Source organism: Facklamia hominis CCUG 36813, assembly GCF_000301035.1.
GTDB lineage: Bacteria > Bacillota > Bacilli > Lactobacillales > Aerococcaceae > Facklamia > Facklamia hominis.
Window position 1 is genome coordinate 283,287 of sequence record NZ_JH932292.1, and the last position, 24,032, is coordinate 307,318.

Here is a 24,032-nt window from a genome sequence, read left to right on the forward strand (position 1 = left end):
CTATCTGTCAGCATTGTTAGCGTCAATTAAACATTAAAGGAGCGATAAAAATGATCAAACAATTTACCAAAATTTGTCTATTATTCTTACTATTTATTTTAACACCGGTGGTTCAAGCCGAAGAAGTTGTAAAGATTGCCTTAGTTGGTGACTCTACTCAAGCTATCTGGCAATTAGTTCAGAAAAATTTAGGAGACGATCTTAGACTGGACTTAGTAATAATGACAGATCCGATCCAAGCAAATCGGGCTCTGTTAGATGGAGAGGTTGATTTGGCAGCCTTTCAACATTATGCGGCTTTAGATCAATTTAACCAAGATAATGGTTCTGACATTAAGCCCTTAGCGGAAACATTCATCTCACCGATGAATATCCTTTCTCAAAAGATTAAAAACATCGAAGAATTGAAGGAAGGCGATAAAATCTTAATTCCAGAATCTCCAACTAATCGGGGAAGGGCTCTAAAAGTCTTACAAGATGCAGGATTAATTCAACTTGATCCTAAAGCAGGTTATTCCCCTGAGCAAAGTGATATTAGTGAGAATCCCCTAAACTTAGTCATTGAAGAAATCGATCAGGCAATTATTATGAATTCCTTACAAGATGTCGCAGCTGGATTAACCGTGGCAAATAATGTCATTGATGCTGGTTATGATCCGATAGAAGATGCGATCTTCCAAATAAATATCGATCCAACGAATCAGGACCTTAAACCCTATATTAATCTGATTACAACATTACCAGAGAACCAAAAGGATCCACGCTTCAAGAAGATTATTGAAGCTTACCATCAAGCGAATGTGCGAGACCACCTCAATACGAATTATAATCATGCCATGATTCCGGTATTTTAACGGCTAGGTCTTTGCTATAATAGAGTCAAAGGATCAAAAAGGGGCGATGGTTAAATGAAGGTAGCGGTTGTAGGAACTGGAATTGCTGGTTCCAGTGTGGTTAAGCATCTAACTGATGCAAAGCTGGATGATTTGGAGACGATTCATGTCTTTGAAAAACTCGATCAAGTAGGCAAAGGTTTGCCTTACCAAGTTGATAGCGACCAATTACTTATGAATTCTTATGTTGGTGATTTAGGATTCGATCAGGACCCAGATCATTATCTAAAATGGTTAAGCCGACATTATCCAAAATACGCAAGTAGTCACTGTTTTAGTCCTAGACCCATTTTTGGTGAATATTTGGCCGATTATTTTTCAGATTATTATCATGATGTTAAGGTTCAAATTTTTCATGAAGAAGTTCAAGCGATCTCTCAAGAGGCAAATTGCTATCATCTAAAAGCTGAGCAATCGGGACATCAAGGTCCCTATCAGGCTGTTTTTTTAGCGATCGGACATCCTCCCTATGCAGACCATTATCATCTTATAGGGAGTAAAAATTATATTCATCATCCCTATCCTTTAGATCAAAAATTAAAATCTATTACACCTAGAGATAAAGTGGCGATTATAGGCTCTGGCTTGACTGGAATCGATATTATGCGATATCTACAACTCAGTCTCGGTGCTAAAAAAAGTCAACCCATTAGCTTTTTTATTCCTAAGGATCCTTTTTCAACCGCAAAATATGAAAAATTAGATGATACACTTCAGATCGGTCTCAATAATCATTGGTTGAAAGAACAGGGGAAAGAGCTTACTTTAGATCAAATTATTAGTCAATTCCATCAAGATATGTTGCTAAATGGCATTGACTTTCAACGATTAAAAAAAGATTATGGGGCGGGAACTTTTGAACAAGTTATGCTAGCAATTGAGAGAGAAGACCATCAGTTAAGTCTCTTACAGCTTTATTTTAGAGAATTAACCCCGCTATTCCCTGATCTCTTTAACGCACTCTCTCAATCCGATCAAACGCGATTCTTTAATGAATATCGGTCAATTTTCGAGCATTTTCGGTCTCAGATGCCTGAAGAAAGCCTAGAATTATTAAATAAATGGCACCAAGATGGTCAAATTAGATTAATTCATCATGCCCAATCCATCAAAGTGGTTGAAAATGGCTTTGAACTTTATTCCAAACAAGGACTAGCCGATAAAGTTGATATTGTTATTAATGCAGGGGGATTTGAGATGAATTTGTCCAAGGCTATTAAGCAAGATCCCTTCTTGAAACAAGCCTTTGAATCAGGAATGATTCAAGCGCATCCTTTAGGGGGGATAAAGGTTACTTGGCCTCAGGGGCAAGTGATTGATCAAAAAGGAAAAATTCACGATAACCTTTATCTAATGGGCTCATGGATTTCCAGCACCCAATTAGGTAATAATAATACGCATTTAACCTATGAACAAGGCGAAAGAGCAGTTCAAAACTTCATCAGTCGAAGCTCTGCTTATAATTAGTATTAATGAGGTAAATAGAGAAACTATTTACCTCATTCTTTAATTCGATAGACTAAACCAACAATCACGGTATCAAAGTCAAAATCCTTTGATCCCAATCCTTTCATAAGGGAGCCTCTAATGTGATATTGATTTTGTTATAGTTATTGCCTATAACTGATTCTTAAGGATCGATATTTCCCAAACTTCAAGAATTGCCTTATAGTGAATCTATGACAAGGAGATGATCATATGACAAATTATTCAAAACGATTTTTAACAGTAGGTTCTCTACTACGACCGCAATCCTTACTTAAGTATAAGCGCGAGATTGAACAACGGGAAGATATCACCTATCCCTTTTATCAGGATCTTCCGGGATATCAGGAAGCTGAGCAAGCTGCCGTTAAAGGAGTTGTAGCTAAACAACTTGAGCATGGATTGAGCGAAATTTCAGATGGCGAGTACCAACGTTCCTTTTGGCATTTAGATTTTGTATGGGGCTTACAGGGGATCGAACGATTCATCTGTGATTCAGGTTATCATTTTTATGAAAAGGATGAAAAAGGGCATAAACATGACTTTGAAACCCGTAAAGATATCGGACTGCGTGTTACTGGAAAATTATCCGGTAAGAACCATCCCTTTATTGATCACTTTAAATTGGTTAAATCATTGGCTCCTGATCATGTTAAGGTTAAGCAGACCATCTTTGCTCCAGGACATTTTTATTTTGAATTACTAGCATTAGGTGCAATCGGGCAAAAAGATCAATATTATGAGGATTTAGCCACTTTTAGACAGGATCTTATCAATGCCTATCAAGAATTCGTTAAAGAATTAGCAGAGGCAGGCTGCCAAATTATTCAATTAGATGATTGTGTTTGGGCTAGTTTTGCCGGTGAAGGGGATCAACTACACTTAGATTCATTAAATTTTGACTATTCAAACTTCTCTAAGCAGGATCTAGCCCAACAATTAATTGATCTTAATAATGCTGTAGCAGATTATGCTCATGAATTAGGTTTGAAAGTCTATGCGCATAATTGTCGTGGAAATTACGCTTCTCGTGCTTTCACAGAAGGAGCCTATACTGAAGTGGCAGAGTATTTCTTAGCTCGCCAGCACTATGATCGTTTCTTTTTAGAATGGGATGACGAACGTGCAGGAAGCATCGATGCTCTTGCGGTTTTCAAGGACCGTCCAGAAGTAGAGGTAGTGTTAGGGGTACTATCCTCTAAAAGTGCTGGTTTAGATGATGAAAATCGTGCCTTAGCCTTATTAGAAGAAGCAAGCAAATATATTCCTAAAGAAAATCTTTACCTCTCTCACCAGTGCGGCTTCGCTTCTTGTGACTGTGGTAATGAATTAACAGAAGAACAACAATGGGCTAAAATTGACCAAGGTCATGAAATTGCCTACAAATTTTTTGCTGAATAAAAGAAAGACGGTGTTAATATGAAAAAATTGATAAAAATCTTAGCTTTAGCCTTACTGATCCTTACGAATGTTTTCCCACTATCCTTTGTTAATGCAGAAGATAAGCCCTTTGATGGCCAAAAAGTTCGCATTGGTGTTGTCGGAAGTGAAGATGAAGAAATTTGGAAAGATGTGGCCAAGCGTGCCAAAGAACAAGAAGGTATCGAACTAGAAGTCGTGCTATTTACAGATTATAATATGCCCAATCAAGCTTTGACGGATGGATCCATTGATTTGAATGCCTTCCAACATGATGTCTTCTTAGAAAATTGGAACAAAGAGAATAAAGGGGATATCGTGACCCTAGCCTATACGGTAGCAGTGCCAATTCGTATTTATTCAACTAAATACACTTCCTTAGAGGACTTACCTGAGGGAGCTAAAATTGCGGTTAATTCAGCGCCTACCAGTCTCAGCTATGATCTATTCAGCCTTCAAAGAGCGGGCTTAATTACTTTAAAAGACAACGGCGAACTCTTACCAACCCCTAGAGATGTTGAAGAGAACCCTAAAAATATTGAATTCGTAGAGTTAGAAGCTGCTCAAATACCAGCTGTTATCGAGGATGTGGATGCTGCTTTTATTGATGATTCCTTCTTAGAATCGACGCCTTTTGAACCTGCGGATGCAATCTATATTTATGGAGATACCCCTGAAACGATTAACCTAGATCGAGTTAATAATATTGCTGCTCGCGGCGAAGATCAAGATAATCCACTTTATCAAAAAATTGTGGAACTCTATCAAACGGATGAAACCAGCAAAAAAATCGAAGAGGTAAAACATGGAGGAGCTATTGCTGCTTGGGATTTAGTAAAAGAGGCTAAAAGTGCCCAATAACTAGTCATGAGCATCTTTAAACTGACTGCTTATTTAGAAAACTGAATAACAAAATAGGCCCAAAGGATTGGAATATCTTTTGGGCCTTTTGCTGTAAAAAATCATAATGCGATCGAGATTAAATAATGCATTTATAAAAAGAAAACCGCCTTTAATCAGCCAATTCAAGAGCAATTAACTGCAAAAAAGAGTCCTTGATGCAGCATCAAAGACTCTCAAAACAATAAATATCTATTCATAATTTGGCCCAGCCTGTCGTCATCAATCGCTTAAATAAAAACATTAAGAAAAAATGTCGATTTATAAATCATTGAATAAGCTAACAAGCATGGACTAGTAGCCAATATGTGATCTTTAACGATGACGGTGTTTCATCACATCAAGTTGATTCAAGGCTTTCTTGAGATCAAGCTCAGCCATCTGATAAGCACGAATATCTTGATTGATCTCGGCTTGTTTCATCGCATCTTCAGCTAATGTCTTTTCCATGGAGGTCCTAGCATCATCAATATCTCTGGCCCGAATTGCCATATTTGCAATGATATTGACCTCGTTGTCTCGAACTTCTAGCAATCCGCCATTGATCGCAATATAATCTTCAGGTGTTTCTTGATTAAAGGTGGTTACAATGACTGGTGAAATATCTAAGGCCGTCATCATTGCAATATGATCTGGTAGAATAGTGCGTCCTCCATCTACGGATTGAACATGGACTTTAAGCGCTTCTTCATTGTAAACTAGACCATTTGGCGAGACAATCTGAACTTGCAGGCTCTTATTGGTCTGACTCATGCCAATCAACTCCTAATTTTTTAGCTTTGGCAATGGCTTCGTCAATATTTCCGACATTACGAAAAGCTTCTTCAGGTAAGTTATCATACTTTCCTTCAAGAATCCCTTCAAAACCTGCAATGGTTTCTTTAACACTGACATAAGAACCAGGAATTCCCGTAAAGGCTTCAGCCACATGGAAGTTTTGTGATAGGAAGAGTTGCATCCGACGAGCCCGTTTAACGGTTAGTTTTTCACTATCGCTTAACTCATCGACTCCCAAAATAGCAATAATATCTTTGAGATCCTCATAGGCTTGGAGGGTCTGTTGCACTTGACGAGCGACCTTATAGTGCCGTTCACCTACAATCTCTTCCGATAGGGCGGAAGAAGAGGAAGCCAATGGATCGACCGCAGGATAAATACCTTGTTCGGTTAGACGACGTTCCAGGTTAGTGGTTGCATCCAAGTGTGAGAAGGTCGTAGCAGGAGCCGGGTCTGTATAGTCGTCCGCAGGTACATAAACCGCTTGAATGGAGGTGATGGAACCCGATTTAGTTGAAGTAATCCGTTCTTGCATGGCCCCCATTTCAGAAGCTAAAGTCGGTTGATAACCCACGGCTGAGGGCATCCGTCCTAGTAGGGCAGAGACTTCTGAACCCGCTTGAGTAAAGCGATAGATATTATCAATAAAGAGAAGCACATCTTGATGCTTAACATCTCTAAAGTGTTCTGCAATTGTTAGTCCAGAAAGGGCAACCCGCATTCTAGCACCAGGCGGTTCGTTCATTTGACCGAAAACCATGGCCGTATTTTTAGAAACACCGGACTCTCTCATTTCGCTGACTAGGTCATTTCCTTCCCGAGTCCGTTCACCAACCCCGGTAAATACCGATAAGCCGCCATGTTCTTGGGTAATATTATGGATTAATTCTTGAATCAAGACGGTCTTACCAACACCGGCTCCACCAAAGAGACCAATTTTTCCTCCTTTTAGGTAAGGAGCTAGTAGGTCAATGACTTTAATTCCTGTTTCTAGGATTTCAAAGTTAGGACTCAATTCGGAATAAGCAGGGGCTTGAGCATGGATAGGAGAACGTGGAGTCTCCTTAGAAATAGCGGGTCCGCCATCCACAGTATCACCTAAAACATTAAAAACTCGACCAAGGGTTGCATCACCAACCGGCACTTGAATGGCCTCTCTTAAGTCAACAACAATCATACCACGAGATAGTCCTTCAGTCGCTTCCATAGCGATCGTCCGTACGGTATCGTGTCCAATATCAAGGGCTACTTCCAAAATGACTTGACGGTGCTCAAAAACTAATTCCGTTGAAAGTTCGCCTTCAATATCGGCATCTGTTAAATCTGTAACAATAAGGGCGTGGTGGATATCAGGTGTTCCAAATTCGAGTGGAAAGGAGACATCCACAACCGGACCGATTACTTGGGTAATGTGTCCAATACGCATGCGTTATTTACCTTCTTTCTTTTTGTTGGGCTTGAGCACCAGCAACAATTTCGATAATTTCATTCGTTACTTTGACTTGTCTTTCTCGATTGTATTTTAATCTTAATTGGTCAATCATAGAATTAGCATTATCTGTCGCAGACCGCATTGCAGACATACGAGAAAGGTGCTCAGCGGTTTTGGCCTGAAGAAGGGCACCATAGACATTAGATTCTATAAATTGAGGAATTAATCCCTCTAGAACTTCTTCAGCACTGGGTTCAATTAAATAAACTTGCTCTAAATTTTCTTTTTTATCCTTTACTTCTTGAGGATCTACCCGGCGGTTAAGTGCCACAACAGGTAGCAATTTATCCACACCAAACTTGGAACTAGAACCGGAAGCGTAATGATGATAAACCAAATAAAGAATATCGACCTCTTTTTCTACATAAGCAGAACGTAATTGTCGAATAAAATAATGGGCTTCTTCATAGGTAGGTTGGTCAGAAAGGGGATAATAGCTACGTGCAATTTTATAGCCAGCATCCTTGACATATTTTTCACCAGTATATCCCAAAGTGTAAAAATAAAGTTGATCTTTTGAATAATCAGAACGTTTCAGCCATTCATCTAAGCCATGTAATAGATTGCTATTATAAGGGCCTGCTAAACCTTTATCCGTGGTCACTAAAAAGATCCCCACTTTTTTAATCGGACGATCCGTAATAAGGCTTTTGATGTCCATTTTATTAAATTTTGGGGGAGTGACTTTTAAGGTGTAATAAAGTTGATCAATAGTATGTCTGAGATAATCAATATACACTTGATAGGATTGAGACATTTCAAGCAGATGATTAACCTTATTGCGCGATACCATTTGCATAGCATTGGTGATCTTCGCGGTCTTTTGAGTGGCAAGGATCCTTTTTTGAATTTGGTTAAGCGCCATTATTCATCACTTCCTGCTTCAACGGATAAATTATGGCTGAGTTTAAAGGATCGACTGACATTGCTCAAAATTTCTTGAAGGGCTTCTTCATCACTGATAGCTTGATTGTTTTCAAGATTCTTAAGTAAGGTCATTTCATTTCTTTCTAGATGGTCCGTCAACTCTAATTCAAACTCCTGAATTAAATTCAAAGGAATATCATCATAGAAGCCATGACTTAAAGCAAAGAAGTTTACAATTTGAACGCCAGCTCGCACTGGATGGTGCAGTGGTTGTTTGAGGACTTCCACAATGCGTTGACCACGATTCAATTGACGAGCAGTCATTTCATCAATATCAGAACCAAAAGACGAGAAGGCCTCTAATTCACGGTAAGAAGCTAAGTCCAATCTTAATGTCCCAGAAACTTGCTTCATCGCTTTTAACTGGGCAGATCCACCCACACGAGAAACAGATAGTCCGGCATTAATCGCTGGTCGAACGCCAGAGAAGAAGAGATCACTTTGTAAGAAAATTTGTCCATCCGTAATCGAAATCACATTAGTTGGGATATAAGCAGAAATATCGCCGGCTTGAGTCTCAACAATTGGAAGGGAGGTAATGGACCCGCCACCCAATTCGTCGGATAACTTAGCAGAACGTTCTAGAAGACGTGAGTGTAAGTAGAAAATATCACCAGGATAGGCTTCCCGACCAGGTGGTCGTTTCAGCAAGAGCGACATTTCACGATAAGCAGCTGCTTGCTTCGATAAATCATCATAGATAATTAAAACATGCTTTCCTTGATACATAAATTCTTCCGCCATCGCTGTTGCAGCATAAGGTGCAATATAGAGCATTGGAGCCGGTTTTGATGCAGAAGCCGTCATTACAATGGTATAGGGAAGGGCTTGATAATTATTCAAAGTTTTAACGATGTTTTTAACGGTCGATTCCTTTTGACCGATGGCAACATAGATACAAATCATATCCTTGCCTCGTTGATTAAGAATGGTATCAATGGCTAAGGATGTTTTCCCAGTTTTTCGGTCACCAATAATGAGTTCCCGTTGTCCTCGACCAATCGGTACGAGGGAGTCAATGGCCTTAATTCCAGTCTGTAAAGGCTTTTTAACCGATTGACGTTCCATTATGCCCGGAGCAGGTGCTTCAACAGGGCGAAAAGATATGCTTTCAATAGGGCCTAAGTCATCAATTGGACGACCTAATGAGTCGACAACTCGTCCTAATAGGGCTGAACCGACAGGCACCTCCATGGTTTTATAAAGTCGGTGAACAATGTCTCCTTCATGAATATGTTCGTAGGAACCAAATATGATAATCCCTACTTGGTTGTCTTCAAGATTTTGAACCATTCCAATCGTTCCATCCATGAATTCAACCATTTCACCGTACATAGCCTGGTCTAGCCCTTTACAAAAAGCAATCCCATCTCCAATATAAGATACGGTTCCGACTTCCTCCATCTTGTCGACTACCTGATATTTTTTAATACGATCGATCACATCTTGAGTAAAATCTTTTTCTAAGGTCATTCAATCACCTCTTCCGTTTGAATGTTCTTAATTTCTTCTTTAATTTGATGCAGCATATTTTGACCGGAAAGGTCGTAGTAGAAGCGTTCACTTTGAATCCGTAATCCAATGATCAATGACGGATCAACAATGGTAATAAAAGATTGGATGTTTTGCTTGGTAATTCGAATAAATTCTTTTAAAATTCGAATCTTATCATTCTTTTCCAAAGGAATCGCTGAAGTTAGAAAGACCCGATCTCCAAGGGGGACTGGTTCATCTTCACTCGTTTCCGGTAATGGTAATAAGCCTAATTCTTCTAGAACTTCTTCTAATAAATCATCTTCATATTGAACTGAGCGATTATCACTGGCTGCTAGTAGTTCAAGATCATTTAAATTTTGACTTGTACGTTTACTTGGTTTGTTCATCGGCTTGCTCCAATCTTTGGATAAAACGTTCAATCATTTGCCGATGATCTTGGGCACTTACTTCACGTTCCAAGACTTTTTCCGCCATTGCTGAAGCCATTGTAACCACGGATTCTTGCATATCTCGAGCGAAACTTTGACGTTTTAGTTCGAGGTCTTCCTCAGTAGACTGAATCAAGTGCGCTTGCTCTTGGTAAGTCTCGGAAAGAATGGTATCGTGTAATTTTTCAGCTTCGGCATTTGCACGACGGATGATCTTATTGGCTTCAATTTGAGCATTCGTCAAACGTTCTTCCAACTCAGACTTTGTTTGTTCACTGGATTCTTTAGCTTTAGCCGCCGCAGAAATATCCGATTGAATCTTTTGTTGACGATCTTCAAGGTTTTTATTGAAGGGTTTCCAGGCAAAATGATAAATAACAAATAACAAGATTGAAAAAGATAAGAGAGTCAGCAGGCCTTCACCTACGATTAATGATGAATTCAATGATGTCACTCCTTTATTTATGATTAATTCGAGAAGATTAAGATAAAGGCGATAACTACCGCCATAATTGGGATAGCTTCAATTAATCCAACGCCTAAGAACATTAATGTCCGAATCTTGGAATCAAGTTCAGGTTGTCTAGCAACCGACTCAATCGTCTTGGAAATAACCAATCCGTTACCAATAGAAGCACCTAATGCAGCTAAACCGACAGCTAATGCAGCAGCTAATGTATTCATATAAATAAAACTCCTTTATTTGTTAATTTTTTTCAATTTTATGTGATAAATAAACCATCGTTAAGGTTGTGAAAATATAGGCTTGTATAGCCCCAATAAAGACAGAAAATCCTTGCCAAGCAAATTGCAAGGGGAGGGCAAGCGGCCAAGTTACCGGCGTGAAAGCCATGGCAAAGCCAGCAATTAATCCTAGCAGAATTTCACCGGCGAAAATATTACCAAACAAACGTAAGGCCAGGGTCGTTGTATTAATCGTTTCTTCAACCACTTGAATCGGTAATTTAACCAGATTGGGGGTTAAATAAAAGTTCTTAATATGTCCTAATAAACCCATTTTTTTAATGCCCATTAGATGGCCCGATAAGATAGAAATCACAGCTAGCGTAACCGTAACTATTGGATCTGCCGTTGGACTACGCCAATAGGAATATTCATGACTCTTAATTAAAAAGGGGAGTCCAATCATATTCGCGACAAAAATAAACAAGAGGAAAGTCATTCCTAAAACGACATATTGGGGTTTGTGTTGCCCCAAGGTCGAATCACAAATTCCTTCAACAAATTCAATAATGGATTCCATCATTACTTGGGCTTTAGTCGGTCGATCAACTGATAAATTGTGACTTGTCCAAAAACAAAAGCCTAAAACAATTAGAATAACGATGAGCATTGCCAATAAGGTATTTAAGTTAAAGGACAGACCTAAAAAATTGACAATGGGCGTCTTTTCCATTTACATCCCTTCTTTCCAAAGCAATATGGAGTTATTTTACGCCTTTACTTAAAATTTTCAAGGCAATTGACTAAATTTTTAGCCCTCCCTACTTATTATAGAATTAAATACTTGAAATGCAAATAGTCTCAATAAGCATCATAAAGCTATTTATCCTTATTTTATGCCAAAAATTTTTCATTCTAGCTATTTATCTCAAGCAATTGTTAGTATTTAATGCTAACGCCAAAAGAGACTGCCACTCAATGAGTACAGTCTCTTTTGTTAAATTTCTATAGGGTGGAGATTAATTGTTTGAGATAAGCCTTGAATTCATCTTTAATTTCGGGATGCTCTAGAGCAAAATGAATAGATGCTTCCAACATTCCTTTAGGATCTCCCACTTCAAACCATTCTCCTTGATAATCATAGGCCAATAGAGGATGTTCTTTACCATATTGAATGAGGGCATCTGTTAATTCGATTTCCCCGGTGACTCCCGCTTGCAATTGATCGAGAATAGGAAAGATATCAGCTTTTAGAATATAACGGCCAGCTGCAGCCATATCTGAGTCAACTTTTTGGCCAGGCTTCTCGATCAATCCCTTGATGCGATACATCAAATCTTGATCCATGGATTCCACCTCTAGCATGCCGTAGCGTTTGGCCTTGCTTTCATGAACCCGGACACCTGCAATGATAGCTTGGTCCCATTTTTGATAGAGTTGAATGAGTGAGCGAGAAAGATTTTCTCCTTTAGTAATATCATCACCTAATAATAGAAGAAATGGATCTTGTCCAACAAAAGTTTTAGCGTGGAGAACCGCATCTCCTAAGCCCTTAGGATATTGTTGGCGGGTATAATGAATGGTTAAATTAGAGGTTTGAGTCGCTAATTCTAGTAATTGATGCTTGCCTTTGGACTTTAAATTTTGTTCCAAACCAAAGTTAGCATCAAAATGATCCTCAATTTCTTGCTTGCCTTTTCCAGTGATAATTAATATGTCTTCAATCCCTGCTGCGATCGCTTCTTCCACAATAAATTGAATGGCTGGCTTATCAATAATTGGCAGAATTTCTTTAGCAATTGCTTTGGTTGCTGGTAGAAAGCGTGTCCCAAGACCGGCTGCTGGGATCACAGCCTTAGTTACTTTTTGCTGTTTTTCATGACTCATAATGGTCTCCTCTCATTAATCAAGCTTTAGACTTTTTAAATAGTCGATTAGCCCAGGACGAAATTCTTCTTGAGAGAGGGCATAGTCGATCATGGTTTGCATATAACCTAATTTATTTCCGACGTCATAGCGTTTGCCTTTAAACTCTAAAGCAAAGACACGTTGGGTTTGATTAAGACGGTCAATGGCATCAGTTAGTTGAATTTCATTTCCAGCACCTTCCTTTTGTGTCTCTAATCGATCAAAAATCTCTGGCGTCAGTAAGTAACGACCGATAATTGCCAAATTAGATGGCGCTAAATAGGGGGCTGGCTTTTCTACAAATCGTTTAACATTATAGACACCTTTTTTATATTCCCGTTCTGGATCGATCACACCGTATTTATCAGTTTCCTCAGGATCCACGGGCATCACAGCAATCGCTGAAGCATGTGTTTCATGGTAGAGTTGAATGAGCTGTTGGGTTAGGGGAATGGTATCCGTCATTAGGTCATCGCCTAGCATAACGACAAAGGGCTCATCACCCACAAAATGCTTAGCTTGCAAGACCGCATGTCCCAAGCCTTTAGGGTAAGACTGGCGGGTATAAAAAAGATTGATCTCATTCAATTGTTTAATCTTCGTCAATAATTCTGCCTCTTCTTTTTCAGCTAAGGCATATTCCAATTCTTCATTCGCATCAAAGTGATTTTCGATGGGGCGCTTGGATCGACCAGTAACAATCAGAATATCTTCAATTCCAGACTGAATGGCTTCTTCAACAATAAATTGAATCGTCGGCTTATTGACTATCGGAAGCATTTCTTTCGGCATGGCTTTAGTAGCCGGTAAAAACCGAGTCCCTAAGCCAGCAGCAGGGATAACAGCTTTTCTAACTTTCATATTAGTGGCCTCTCTATCATTTTTAATCATCTAAAGGCTATTGTAACGGACTTTTATAGGGGGTTCAAGTTTCTTACATTACTTATAAAAATGAAAAAAATATGATATTATCTGCTTAGGACTAGTCGATGACTAAAAAAATGGCTATAATAGGTCTATCTTCAGAAAGGAAGTTATTATGAAATCATTTAATAAGTTAATTATCGTTTTTATGGCTCTTGTCACATTTACCATGAGCTTGTTGCCAAGTGCCTATGCCACAGACTTTAATAAGCCTTTTTCCATTCTATTAATGGGGATTGATAGTGGTGGTCTGGGGCGGACTGAAAAGGGGCGTTCAGATGTAATGATGGTAGCAACCGTTAATCCGGATACGCAAGAAATCGCAGTTACTTCAATTCCTCGCGACTCTTATGTAGAAATTCCAGGACGCGGGATGGATAAGATCAACCATGCTTATGCCTTTGGGGGTCCCGAATTATCCCTACAAACCGTCCAAAATTGGTTAGGCATCGAGCTAAATGATTATGCCGTAGTTGATATGCAGGGGTTGGTAGATATGATCGACTCAGTGGATGGGATTGATATTGTTCCTCCAGAAAGCTTTGAGATTGATGGTTATCAATTCGAAGAAGGTAAGTCCATTCATCTTGATGGCGATAGTGCTTTAGCCTATAGCCGTGAACGTTATAATTCTGGTGGCGATTATGCTCGTCAAGAACGTCAAAGACAGATCATTCTTAGCTTTATTGATAAAGTTAGACAAGAATCGAGCGATATCCCATCAATGATCAGTGTTATCAATTCTTTACGCAAGTTTGTTAAAACGAATGTCTCCATGATCGATGTTGGTAAATTTGCTTTGAAACATTCTGATTTTAATCCAAACATTGAATTTAACCAATTGCAAGGTCAGGGCTTTAAAAAGGATGGCATTTATTACGAACAAATTGATGAGTCCTCACTAGCCCAAATTAAAGATATAATGACTCGTCTTTTAGAAAACGAGGAATCTTAAGCATTCCAATCCCATTAAGTACTTAACCAAGCTGTTACTTAGTATCTCATTTTAAAAATATTAGAGGCTGCGACGCTTGTCTCAGCCTCTTTTTTTAAAAGAATGAATTGAAAGGAGAAGGAGATCGATGTTAAAAATTAAGCCTTGTTTAACGAATGCTCATCTGAAGCAAATTGCACTGACTTGTATGATCATTGACCATCTAGCAGCTGCTTTGATCGCACGAGGTTATCTATTAACTTATTGGCAAAACCAACCACAAATTGTCGAGAGCTTAATCGGTCTTTATCCCATATTACGTAATATTGGTCGAATTGCTTTTCCTCTCTACCTATTTACGCTGGTGGAAGGCTACCATCATACACATAGTTTTAAACGCTATCTAGAACGCATGTTGCTATTAGCCTTTGTCTCAGAGATTCCTTTTGACCTTGTATTATCTGGAAGGATTTGGGACTGGAGTCATCAAAATGTTTTTTTTGAACTAAGCTTATGCCTCTTATTATTTATCAGCTTGGATCATTTTAAGAATCAACCGCTTTGGCGAATCCTCACTTTAGGAACTTTTGCACTGATTGCTCATTTATTCGCTTTTGACTATGGTTGGAAGGGGATTGTGGCAGCCAGTATTATCTTTGTGGCTCATGGTCAACACTTAAGACAAGCACTCAGCATCATTCCAGCTTTCTTTTTTGAGTATAATATGCCGATGGTCTTTTTAAGTGCTCCGATCGTCTATCTCTATAATGGCCAACGAGGTAAGCAACATTCAAAATTCTACTATTGGATTTATCCAGGGCACTTACTGATTCTCTTTTTACTGCAACAACTCCTTAAATACTAATTTAATACATCAATTAAAGAAGTCCTCACTCCTAAATGAATCGGAGCGGGGACTTCTTTAATGTTTAATAGATAGCTTAACTTTAAATAAAGGAAATAACTGCTCGACAGAGAACAATTCCAATCGAATAACCTAGTGTTAATGAAGTAATAATCATGAAGGCATCAACCGCTTTGATGGAGCCAGCAAGGTTATTGCCTTTTAGAATATCCCGCATGGAATTAGTGATGGAGGTTCCCGGATAGAAGGGGATAATCATCGCTCCTAATAAGATACTTCGATTGAGATTTTGTGGAAAAAAGGCATAGATCAAACCGATAAAAAGGGTCCCAATCGCCACCGATAAAATATTATAAGAGAAGTTCGTAAAATAAATATGTTTACGAATCGACTTCATCAAAGTGAGTACGGAACCTGTTAGGATGGCTACAATAAAATCAGAAGAAGTTCCGCCAAATAAAATAACGAAAGCAGCGGCTAGAATAATATTTGTATAGTCAATCAGATCTCCATAATTGGTGGTTTTAAGCTCTTTAAGGGCGGCATAAGCCTGATCGACATCAATATTTCCCGATACATAAAGACGAGAAATATTATTAACTGCATCAATATTTTGAATATTATTAGATCGCTCATTAATCCGAACGATATTCGAGAAGTTATATTGTGATTGCTCAGTATCCGTCAGTGATAAAAATAATCCTGTCGTATTCGAGTAGGAGCCAGGTAGATTAAGGCCCGATGTTTTTAAAATACGATAAGTGGTATCTTCCACTCGATATTCTTCCGCATTAGATTGAAGCAGAATTTTCCCAGCTAGAGAAGCCAGTCGCATCACTTTTTCGTAATAGAGGCGCATCTTTGAACTCCTTTCATCTTTTTTTACATTGTAGTAGCTAAGTGATAAACATGCAAGCTTAATTCCTTATTTTAAAGTTAAATTATTTTGAATCCGATACCAATTAGGTGTATAATAATCACAGTAGTGTAATCGGTTTCATATATTTTCAAATAGAAAGGAGAATTGGCATGAAAATCATTGATGACGGTAGACGGCTAGCCTTGTTAAATGAAAAAACAGATACTCTCGCTCAAATGGACTATCAAATAACGGCAGAAGGCGAATTATGGGTGACCCATACCTTTACCAGTCCAGACCAACGAGATCAAGGTTATGCCAGTGACCTGTTTAAGGCCTTGGTCGAAAAAGCACAAAAGGAAAAACGCCATATTATATCAACCTGTTCTTATGTCAGTAAAAAATTAACAGAAGTGGATCAAACATACTGAAACCATTAATCAAGCACAAAACTTGACTTAACTATAAAAACCTTATACTTCTTAGAAAAAGCCTACTTCGGTTAACAGCTTTGAATAATCTAGGAAAATATAAGGTTTTTGGTTTATTTTTAAGGATGAATGGCAGTTATTTGCCTTGAAAAGCTTGTTTAATTGAGACCTTTTCTTCGGCATTCAATAAAACAGCAAGTTTGATGCGCGCTTTAATCCCACTGAGACCTTGCGTAAAAATGACACCCATTTGGCTTAAGCGTTTCCCACCGCCAGGATAATCATAGATATCTTCAGTCACGCCGTTAAAGGCCCGTGAGACTAGTACAACTGGGATCTGAGCTTCCATAAATTGCTCAAGTATTGGTACAATCTGAGGTGGCAAATTACCAGCACCCAGTGCCTCAATGACCAAGCCTTGATAGCCATGATCAAGCACTGCTTCAAAAAGATCCGCTTTCATGCCGGCATAAACCTTGAGCAAAGCAACATCTTGACTAATAGCGGTTAAATGATAATGTTCATGACGAATTAATTCTTGAAAGTAAGTAACTTGGTTCTTATAGAGGATTCCGATCGGACCAAAGGTTGGGGTTTGGAAGGTGGCAAGATTGGTCGTATGGGTCTTGGTGACATAAGTTGCCGTATGGATCTCTTCATTCATCACCACTAGAACGCCTTTTTGGGCGGAATGATCTTCGCGTGCTGTAAAAATGGCACTCCGAAGATTGGCCAAGCCATCTGAGCCAATTTCATTACTCGATCGCATGGCTCCAGTAACAACAATCGGAATAGGGAGATCTAGCGTTAATTCTAGGAAATAAGCCGTTTCTTCCAAGGTATCCGTTCCATGTGTAATCACAATACCATCATAGCTTTTAGCTTTTTCTTGGATCAATTGGCTAAGTTCTAGCATTTTTTCCAAGTCCATATGGGGAGAGGGAATATTCAAAAAATCCAGGACATCAATGTCAGCGAAGTTTTGTAAAAGATGACCTTGCTGATGGATGGGATTGTCTGAAGTCGGCGATACCTTGCCAGTAGTCTGATCTTGCGACATGGCAATCGTACCACCCGTATTTATTAAAAGTATTTTTTTCATAAGGGGACCTCCTTTTATGATTCACTTGCATTATAACCGTTTTGTAAAGCGGTAACAACTGAGCTTTTATCAAATCTTGCTGATATTTTACTTGCCTTGATTAGACAATTATTAGATAATAAAAATATTAAAGGAGGAGGAATAGGATGAAAGAGTATGCCTTGATAACCGGAGCCAGCTCAGGGATCGGTCGGGAAGTTGCCTATCGTTTTGCTGAAAAATACTATAATTTAATCTTAGTCGCTAGACGACAAGACCGCTTAGATGCTTTAAAAGCTGAGTTAGAAGAGAATTATCAGGTTCAAGTTGTGGTGATCCCCTTTGATCTAAGCTTAACTGATGATTTAGCAGATTTTTATCAACTGACACGTAACTATGTGATTAAGTATTGGATCAACAATGCTGGTTTTTCGATTTCGAAAGACTTGCTTAAATTATCCGGTCAGGATATTGAACAAATGGTAAGAGTTAATGACATCGCCTTGATGACCTTATCCAACTTATATGCGGCAGATTATAAGGATCATGAAGGGGCACAGTTGGTGAACGTCTCTTCTGTGGTAGGCTATGCCTTGAGTGAGGGGAATCCCTTATACTCAGCCACCAAATTTATGGTCTCAGCCTATACCGAAGGACTGGATCACTATTTAAATGTCAATGGACATGCTATGCGTGCGAAAGTTCTCGCTCCAGCAGCGACCGCTACAGAATTTACTCAAGTGGCCAAAGGTGAAAGCAAACCGGTCGATTATAGTCAACTTTATGACCGTTATCATACAGCAGAACAAATGGCAGGATTCCTAATCCAACTATTGGACTCCAGTAAAACTGTTGCTAAAGTAAACTTAAGCAATTTCCAAATGGAGTTATTAAATCCTCAATTGCCAGATCTTTACGATAATTAAAAAGGACTAATTAATTGCTCAAAAAGACAACTGATATACCAGTTGTCTTTTTTGTTTATTAATTAAGATACTCATGACATCCTATAAAAGCGCTTGTCAGACATATTTTCAAGGGATACTTGACACGAACAAACGTTCGTTTTAGAATGGGGATAGAAAAGAGGTGAATGGCTATGCCAATTATTGATTACAGCCGAGAGCCTAAATCAGATATTGCTTTCGTAGATATGAAGTCCTTTTATGCGAGTGTAGAATGTGTGGATCGGGGCTTACACCCTTTGAAAACCAGTCTATGTGTGATGAGCCACTCAGATAATACCCAGGGGCTTATTTTAGCTTCTTCACCCGTTTTTAAGCAAGTCTTTGGCAAAAAGAATGTCGGACGCACCTACGATCTACCTTTTTATGTTCATAATCGTCGCTTTAACTATCGACTAGCAAAATCAAAAGGGCAGCGAACCGATCCAGGCTATGTAGCCTTTATTGAGTCCTGGGCTAGGCGAACCTTGTTTGTTCCTCCCCGAATGAGCTATTATATTGAAAAGAATTTACAAATTTTGCAGATTTTTAGTCGCTATACAGCGGAAGAAGATATTGTTCCTTATTCAATCGATGAGGGATTTTTAGATTTAACAGCCGTTTTAAATTATTTTATCCCAGATCCCAACATTAACCGCCGTGATAAATTGGAACGGGTGGCTAGCCGAATTCAAAAGGATATTTGGCAAGAATTAGGCTTAGCATCGACCATTGGATTATCAAATGCTAATCCATTACTCGCAAAATTAGCGTTAGATAATGAAGCTAAAAAAATGCCGACCATGCGAGCCAATTGGTCTTATGAAGATGTTGAAAGTAAAGTATGGCAAATCCCATGCATGACTGATTTTTGGGGGATTGGACATCGAACACAGAAACGACTCAATAAAATGGGGATTCATTCTATTTATGACTTGGCTCATGCGAGTCCAGAAGCTTTGAAGGAGGAATTCGGGATCATTGGTTTACAGCTCTTTTTCCATGCCAATGGCGTCGATGAGAGTAAAGCACGAGAAAAATACCAACCTAAAGGGCGAGGCATTGGTAATTCTCAGATTTTACCCCGAGACTACTATGATCAAGGTGAGATTGAATTAGTTCTATCAGAAATGGCTCAACAAGTAGCCATTCGTTTAAGGCGAGCCAAAAAAAAGACCACCTGTGTATCAATTCAGATTGCTTATGCCCATCAAGCAGAAAAAAGCCCCTTATCCGCTCAGATGAAGATCGATCCAAGTCAAGAAACTCAAAGCTTGATTCAAGCCGTACTTTACTTGTTTCGGCAACATTACCAAGGGGATCCAGTTCGGCAAGTAGGCGTACGATATAGTCAACTCACAGATCAGGCGATCCATTACTATTCTTTATTTGATCCAGAAGATCAGGTGGATAAAAGAGAACACCTGGATCAAGCTTTAGACCAGATCCGTCATCGCTTTGGTCATCTTGCTATTTTGCCCGCCAATTCATTAAAACAAGGGTCCCGGGTGATTGCACGCAGCAAGTTGATCGGAGGGCATGCAGCAGGGGGAGCAGGTGGATTGGATGGTTTATCATGAGTGTTGACCGTTCTTATTTGGATTCCAAAGCTGCGCGTCATTATCAAGATCGAAAGATGGCAAAGTGGATGGGCTTTTTCTTATCAGAACATCAAACAGCCTTAAAAAAAGTTCCACAAGACCAAGCCTTGGACTGTCTTCCCATTGATCAAGTCTTTCTACAATTAAATCAAGCTTTTGTTGGTCAATACCTTATTTCTATTACTTATCAAGTGAAACGCTTTCATCACAAAGAAGCATCCTATCAAACGGCTACTGGCTATATTCAAAGCTTAGATTCAACAAAAATGACACTCGTCTTAACAGAAACACCTAATCAACAAATCATTGATTTTATTCAGATCATATCGATTCAATTAGTAGAGGAGTCTTCGAATGAAATCACGGGCTTTTAAAAAAAATGAAGTTCAGTTTGATTATTTTAGTGATAATTATCAACGCTTCGAACAGGACTTTTATGAATATTCAAAATTAGCATATCCTTTATCCTTAATTGAAGAAGATATTCTTCGAACAATGGCCGAAGGACAATGCAATTATTTTCGTATCCCACAATCTCAATCAAAGGATGGTTGGCAACATACATTTGTTTTTGAAGTGACTGTTGATCCAAAAAATCCCTTGATTCGTCGTTATTGTTATTTATACCATTATAAGGATTAAACTAAGCTGACCACCAGGGTCGGCTTTTATTTCTAACAAAAATAACATAATGTATATTATGTAAACTCAAATAAAGAATTTTATTCCCTCTTATTACTGACTAACTTAAAAATCCAAGTCTAAGTCGACTTGGATTTGCCATAAGATGTTATTTAGTTAAAAAATGGATGGCAGTCTCTTTCAAGATCTCAATGCAGTCATAATACTCCTCTAGGTCAACCCATTCATCGACAATATGGGCATTTTCTGTAAGGCCTGGACCATAAACGACCATCTGAATGTCATCGCTAATTTGACGATATCTGGATAGTTCGGTGGCTCCAGCGGTGGTTAGTACCTCAATCTTTTTATCCTTAGCTGATGCTAACAAGGCCTTGACCAGGTCGGAATCCTTAGCAGATTGAGCTGCGTCAAGGATCTGGTGATAATGAATGGATAATTCTGCATTATTAGGATCTTGATTCATTTCCTCAATCACAGATTCAAAGAGCTCACAGACTTCTTTAGTCCCAAATTCAGGCACTGATCGGACATTGCCTTGGAAGACCGCTAGATCTGGTACCGAATTAATCTGTGATCCCCCTTCAATGGTTGAAAAGACATTCAAAGTATTACCCATTTCGGAATTATGGTACTTGGAATTTTGGCTGATTTCATCAAAGCGTTCTTGGACTCGTAGAATGTATTTGCAAGCCGTCATAATGGCATTAACACCAAGATGAGGAGCTGATGAATGAGCCGCCTTGCCCTTGGCTGTAACTTGAAATTGAATCGAGCCTTTATTGGCATAGATGGCTTGGTTGCCATTCGTTGGTTCAGGAATAATAACGGCATCCACGTCATCCAAGATTCCCTCATCGACTAAGGCCTTGGCTCCAATCATACCAATCTCTTCCCCAACAGTCCCAATAAACCAAACTTCCCCTGGAAAATCAATTTGACTTTCCTTCAGTTCAATTAAGGCGATGGCTCCAGCCGCTACGCCTGCTTTCATGTCGGCCGTTCCACGACCATACATCCGACCGTCCTCTATCTCACCAGCAAAGGGATCATGTTTCCAAGCCGATACATCACCAGTCGCCACGACATCCAGATGACCCGAAATCGCAAAAATCTTGCCTGGTTTAGACCCTTTTATTTTGGCGACAATATTTGCTCGACCTGCTTCCACCGGATAAATGGTGGACTCAATCTGATGTTGGTCAAATAGTTCCTTTAAATAACAAGCAACCGCTTCTTCTCCATCATTAATAGAAGGAAATTGAATTAGGTCGCCTAATATTTTTTGATAATCTGCTAACTTCATAAGCACACCCCTTTAATAACTTTGAGTTTGTTTGGCATGGTGGTAGCCCCATAACCAAGCTACCCCAACCAAGATTGAAATAACAATCATTATATACCAGGCAATCTGGTAACTTTGTGTCAGGTCGTAGCTTCCTGCCACGATCAATGGGCCGATAGCCGTCCCTATTTGAAAAGCCGATTGAAGAAAGCCAAAAGCCTCGCCATAGGCTTTTTTCGAATAGATTGATGCCGTTACAATTGGTAAAACAACCGTCCCCATCGATAAGCCGAGTCCAAAACAAATGGCCAGCATCCAGGGACCCCATGACGTTCCTGCAAAAAGCATAGCAAAGAAAGCGAGAGTCATTGCACTAACACCTAAAATTAAGCTAACAAACAAACCAAATCGATCCGAAATCCACCCCATTAAAAGCTTGCCAAAAATACCTATCAAAAGATAAGCTGAAACAATCACACTCGCAAACTGAAGGGGTTGAGCTTCTTGTAAAGCAGGTGGAAATTGTAGACTTGCTCCATTGACTACCCCATTTAAGATGGAACCCAGCATTAAAAGGAGAAAGAAAGCGAGTTGCCAAGATTGACCAGCAGAAATATCCAGATTAAGCGACTGAGTATCCAAGGCCTGTCGTCCTTGATCAGATGGTATCGTTGGATCTTCCGCTCCATAAGGTCGAAGACCTAGGTCAGCTGGCTTAGATCGCATTAAAAAGCCCCCACATAGAAGAGCGATAATAGCAATCAATCCCGCATAAGAAAAATAAGCCCAGCGCCAAGAAACATGGTTAATCAAATAAGTAACCATCGGCGACAAAATAAAGCCCCCCGCTGAGACTCCAGCAAAAGCAATCGAAGTGGCTAGTCCCCTTTGATGATCGAACCAATTATTAATCATCATGGTAATGGGAATAGCTGTCGTTGTAATGTAAGCAAAACCTATTACAAAGGAACAAAGATAAAATTGCCAAGGATTTTGACAGAGACCATAGCCAAAGACTCCTAGCGTAAACAAGCAAGCAAAACCTAGCCATACTCTTTTAAAATGATGCTTGAGAAGAATTTTAGAGACCATAGGCCCTACAAAAATCCCAACAGCTTGAACGATAGTCGTATTCAATGAGAATTGACTCCGAGAAAAGCCAAGATCCTGCGTAACAGCAATTTGCCAAGTGTTCGACAAAGAATTGACGATCGGAGCATATACCGCCAAAATTAAAGTCGCTGCAAGTAAAATAACCCACGCGTAATGAACTTTGAAGCTCGAGCGCTTGTTATGAGACAAGATAAATCACCCTTTCTAAGGAGTTTCGACAAATGATATTAAAAATCAAACTTGATTGTAAACGTTTTAACTTTTGAGGAACAGATCTGACTAATGGTTCTGTCCACCAGATACCTTTAAGTCGACCTGATCATGGTAATTGACAATCGCTCCAATCGCCGCTTCCATTCCCAACACCATTTGATCAAGCGTCAGACTTGGTAAATGGGGCCGGTCGATCACTTGCTGCGTCAAATAAGGTAAATGAACAAAGCCCGCATGCGTCTTTAAATAACGCGTATGTGTCAAATATAAGGCTTGATACATCAGGTGGTTACAGACATAAGTTCCTGCTGAATTGGAGACTTGACTTGGCACCCCTGCTTCCTTCATCGCAGCTACCATCGCCTTAATAGGAAGTTGGCTAAAATAAGCAGCCTGTCCCTTTGCTTGAATCACTTGGTCAATCGGTTGGGCTGCTTGATTATCCGGAATGCGTGCATCGTCTAGATTAATTGCCACCCGTTCTGGTGTCACTGCCGCTCGTCCACCAGCTTGACCCAGACAGACAATATAATCATAAACAGCTTGATTTAAGGCTTGACTTAAAACCTGGGCTGAACTATGAAAGGCGGTCGGCACCATAAGTGTTGTAATCCTAGCCCCATGGATGGTCTTCGGAAGAGCCTTCATCACTTCCAAGGAAGAATTAATGGGCTCCTTATCAAAGGGCTCAAAGGCTGTTATTAATAAATTCATGATTTTAGCTCCTCAA

The 24,032-nt window shown here is 39.4% G+C and carries 26 protein-coding genes; 11 read left to right on the forward strand and 15 right to left on the reverse strand.

From position 1 onward, the window contains the following. The first annotated feature begins 50 nt into the window (after positions 1 to 50). The 4 genes from HMPREF9706_RS01330 (at position 51) to HMPREF9706_RS01345 (ending at position 4,658) form a co-directional block, all read left to right on the forward strand. A complete protein-coding gene (locus HMPREF9706_RS01330) occupies positions 51 to 854 on the forward strand; it encodes a MetQ/NlpA family ABC transporter substrate-binding protein (RefSeq protein WP_006907548.1) in 804 nt (267 codons plus the stop codon). Positions 855 to 908: 54 nt separating this feature from the next. Then, a complete protein-coding gene (locus HMPREF9706_RS01335; protein WP_006907549.1) occupies positions 909 to 2,360 on the forward strand; it encodes an FAD/NAD(P)-binding protein in 1,452 nt (483 codons plus the stop codon). A gap of 231 nt (positions 2,361 to 2,591) precedes the next feature. Then, a complete protein-coding gene (locus HMPREF9706_RS01340) occupies positions 2,592 to 3,779 on the forward strand; it encodes a uroporphyrinogen decarboxylase/cobalamine-independent methonine synthase family protein (protein ID WP_006907550.1) in 1,188 nt (395 codons plus the stop codon). Between the two features lie 18 nt (positions 3,780 to 3,797). After that, entirely contained in the window at positions 3,798 to 4,658 is an 861-nt protein-coding gene (locus HMPREF9706_RS01345; protein WP_006907551.1) for a MetQ/NlpA family ABC transporter substrate-binding protein, read from the forward strand. A gap of 354 nt (positions 4,659 to 5,012) precedes the next feature. Here the strand turns inward: HMPREF9706_RS01345 and atpC are convergent, their stop codons facing one another. The 10 genes from atpC to galU all read right to left on the reverse strand — a co-directional run bounded on the left by atpC (position 5,013) and on the right by galU (position 13,271). Beyond that, entirely contained in the window at positions 5,013 to 5,450 is a 438-nt protein-coding gene (gene atpC, locus HMPREF9706_RS01350) for an ATP synthase F1 subunit epsilon (protein WP_006907552.1), read from the reverse strand. Continuing rightward, on the reverse strand, positions 5,434 to 6,900 hold the full coding sequence (gene atpD / locus HMPREF9706_RS01355) for a F0F1 ATP synthase subunit beta (protein WP_006907553.1): 1,467 nt from the start codon (positions 6,898 to 6,900) through the stop codon (positions 5,434 to 5,436). Before atpD ends, atpC begins: the two co-directional genes overlap by 17 nt. Positions 6,901 to 6,907: 7 nt before the next feature. Next, positions 6,908 to 7,831: an ATP synthase F1 subunit gamma gene (atpG, locus tag HMPREF9706_RS01360; RefSeq protein WP_006907554.1), complete on the reverse strand. Its 924-nt coding sequence runs from the start codon at positions 7,829 to 7,831 to the stop codon at positions 6,908 to 6,910. Beyond that, a complete protein-coding gene (atpA, locus tag HMPREF9706_RS01365) occupies positions 7,831 to 9,366 on the reverse strand; it encodes a F0F1 ATP synthase subunit alpha (RefSeq protein WP_006907555.1) in 1,536 nt (511 codons plus the stop codon). The genes atpG and atpA overlap by 1 nt, the downstream gene beginning before the upstream one ends. Continuing rightward, a complete protein-coding gene (locus tag HMPREF9706_RS01370) occupies positions 9,363 to 9,776 on the reverse strand; it encodes a F0F1 ATP synthase subunit delta (RefSeq protein WP_006907557.1) in 414 nt (137 codons plus the stop codon). The genes atpA and HMPREF9706_RS01370 overlap by 4 nt, the downstream gene beginning before the upstream one ends. Next, complete coding sequence (gene atpF, locus HMPREF9706_RS01375; RefSeq protein ID WP_006907558.1) at positions 9,760 to 10,263, reverse strand: F0F1 ATP synthase subunit B; 504 nt, start codon at positions 10,261 to 10,263, stop codon at positions 9,760 to 9,762. Before atpF ends, HMPREF9706_RS01370 begins: the two co-directional genes overlap by 17 nt. A 23-nt stretch (positions 10,264 to 10,286) precedes the next feature. Next, the gene (atpE, locus tag HMPREF9706_RS01380) at positions 10,287 to 10,502 is read right to left on the reverse strand and encodes a F0F1 ATP synthase subunit C (protein ID WP_006907559.1); all 216 of its coding nucleotides are present in this window, start codon (positions 10,500 to 10,502) and stop codon (positions 10,287 to 10,289) included. Positions 10,503 to 10,524: 22 nt separating this feature from the next. Then, positions 10,525 to 11,235, reverse strand: a complete 711-nt coding sequence (atpB, locus tag HMPREF9706_RS01385; protein WP_006907560.1) for a F0F1 ATP synthase subunit A — start codon at positions 11,233 to 11,235, stop codon at positions 10,525 to 10,527. A gap of 272 nt (positions 11,236 to 11,507) precedes the next feature. Continuing rightward, complete coding sequence (locus tag HMPREF9706_RS01390; RefSeq protein WP_006907561.1) at positions 11,508 to 12,389, reverse strand: UTP--glucose-1-phosphate uridylyltransferase; 882 nt, start codon at positions 12,387 to 12,389, stop codon at positions 11,508 to 11,510. Positions 12,390 to 12,404: 15 nt separating this feature from the next. Then, complete coding sequence (galU, locus tag HMPREF9706_RS01395) at positions 12,405 to 13,271, reverse strand: UTP--glucose-1-phosphate uridylyltransferase GalU (protein ID WP_006907562.1); 867 nt, start codon at positions 13,269 to 13,271, stop codon at positions 12,405 to 12,407. 178 nt (positions 13,272 to 13,449) lie between these two features. Between galU and HMPREF9706_RS01400 the strand changes: the two genes are divergently transcribed. Next, positions 13,450 to 14,289 (forward strand): LCP family protein, encoded by an 840-nt coding sequence (locus tag HMPREF9706_RS01400; protein WP_006907563.1) that lies wholly within the window; start codon positions 13,450 to 13,452, stop codon positions 14,287 to 14,289. Between the two features lie 127 nt (positions 14,290 to 14,416). Continuing rightward, entirely contained in the window at positions 14,417 to 15,133 is a 717-nt protein-coding gene (locus HMPREF9706_RS01405; protein WP_006907564.1) for a TraX family protein, read from the forward strand. Between the two features lie 82 nt (positions 15,134 to 15,215). Here HMPREF9706_RS01405 and HMPREF9706_RS01410 read toward each other — a convergent pair whose 3' ends face one another. After that, positions 15,216 to 15,992, reverse strand: coding sequence for a threonine/serine exporter family protein (locus HMPREF9706_RS01410; RefSeq protein ID WP_006907565.1), 777 nt, complete (start codon positions 15,990 to 15,992; stop codon positions 15,216 to 15,218). 170 nt (positions 15,993 to 16,162) lie between these two features. Here HMPREF9706_RS01410 and HMPREF9706_RS01415 point away from each other — a divergent pair, with 170 nt between their 5' ends. Continuing rightward, entirely contained in the window at positions 16,163 to 16,423 is a 261-nt protein-coding gene (locus tag HMPREF9706_RS01415) for a GNAT family N-acetyltransferase (RefSeq protein WP_006907566.1), read from the forward strand. A 136-nt stretch (positions 16,424 to 16,559) separates the two neighbouring features. On the opposite strand, the gene HMPREF9706_RS01420 is transcribed toward HMPREF9706_RS01415, so the two are convergent. Beyond that, complete coding sequence (locus tag HMPREF9706_RS01420) at positions 16,560 to 17,525, reverse strand: asparaginase (RefSeq protein WP_006907567.1); 966 nt, start codon at positions 17,523 to 17,525, stop codon at positions 16,560 to 16,562. Between the two features lie 146 nt (positions 17,526 to 17,671). Here HMPREF9706_RS01420 and HMPREF9706_RS01425 point away from each other — a divergent pair, with 146 nt between their 5' ends. The 4 genes from HMPREF9706_RS01425 (at position 17,672) to HMPREF9706_RS01440 (ending at position 20,691) form a co-directional block, all read left to right on the forward strand. Continuing rightward, a complete protein-coding gene (locus tag HMPREF9706_RS01425; RefSeq protein WP_006907568.1) occupies positions 17,672 to 18,430 on the forward strand; it encodes an SDR family NAD(P)-dependent oxidoreductase in 759 nt (252 codons plus the stop codon). 173 nt (positions 18,431 to 18,603) lie between these two features. Next, complete coding sequence (locus HMPREF9706_RS01430) at positions 18,604 to 20,028, forward strand: Y-family DNA polymerase (RefSeq protein ID WP_006907569.1); 1,425 nt, start codon at positions 18,604 to 18,606, stop codon at positions 20,026 to 20,028. Continuing rightward, the gene (locus tag HMPREF9706_RS01435) at positions 20,025 to 20,423 is read left to right on the forward strand and encodes a hypothetical protein (RefSeq protein WP_006907570.1); all 399 of its coding nucleotides are present in this window, start codon (positions 20,025 to 20,027) and stop codon (positions 20,421 to 20,423) included. Before HMPREF9706_RS01430 ends, HMPREF9706_RS01435 begins: the two co-directional genes overlap by 4 nt. After that, complete coding sequence (locus HMPREF9706_RS01440) at positions 20,404 to 20,691, forward strand: DUF5960 family protein (RefSeq protein WP_006907571.1); 288 nt, start codon at positions 20,404 to 20,406, stop codon at positions 20,689 to 20,691. The genes HMPREF9706_RS01435 and HMPREF9706_RS01440 overlap by 20 nt, the downstream gene beginning before the upstream one ends. Positions 20,692 to 20,839: 148 nt before the next feature. Here HMPREF9706_RS01440 and HMPREF9706_RS01445 read toward each other — a convergent pair whose 3' ends face one another. From HMPREF9706_RS01445 to pcp, 3 genes are all read right to left on the reverse strand, one after another. After that, a complete protein-coding gene (locus HMPREF9706_RS01445) occupies positions 20,840 to 21,997 on the reverse strand; it encodes an ArgE/DapE family deacylase (RefSeq protein ID WP_006907572.1) in 1,158 nt (385 codons plus the stop codon). A 12-nt stretch (positions 21,998 to 22,009) separates the two neighbouring features. Then, on the reverse strand, positions 22,010 to 23,278 hold the full coding sequence (locus HMPREF9706_RS01450; RefSeq protein WP_006907573.1) for an MFS transporter: 1,269 nt from the start codon (positions 23,276 to 23,278) through the stop codon (positions 22,010 to 22,012). Positions 23,279 to 23,368: 90 nt separating this feature from the next. Further along, positions 23,369 to 24,016: a pyroglutamyl-peptidase I gene (pcp, locus tag HMPREF9706_RS01455; RefSeq protein ID WP_006907574.1), complete on the reverse strand. Its 648-nt coding sequence runs from the start codon at positions 24,014 to 24,016 to the stop codon at positions 23,369 to 23,371. Positions 24,017 to 24,032: the final 16 nt, after the last annotated feature.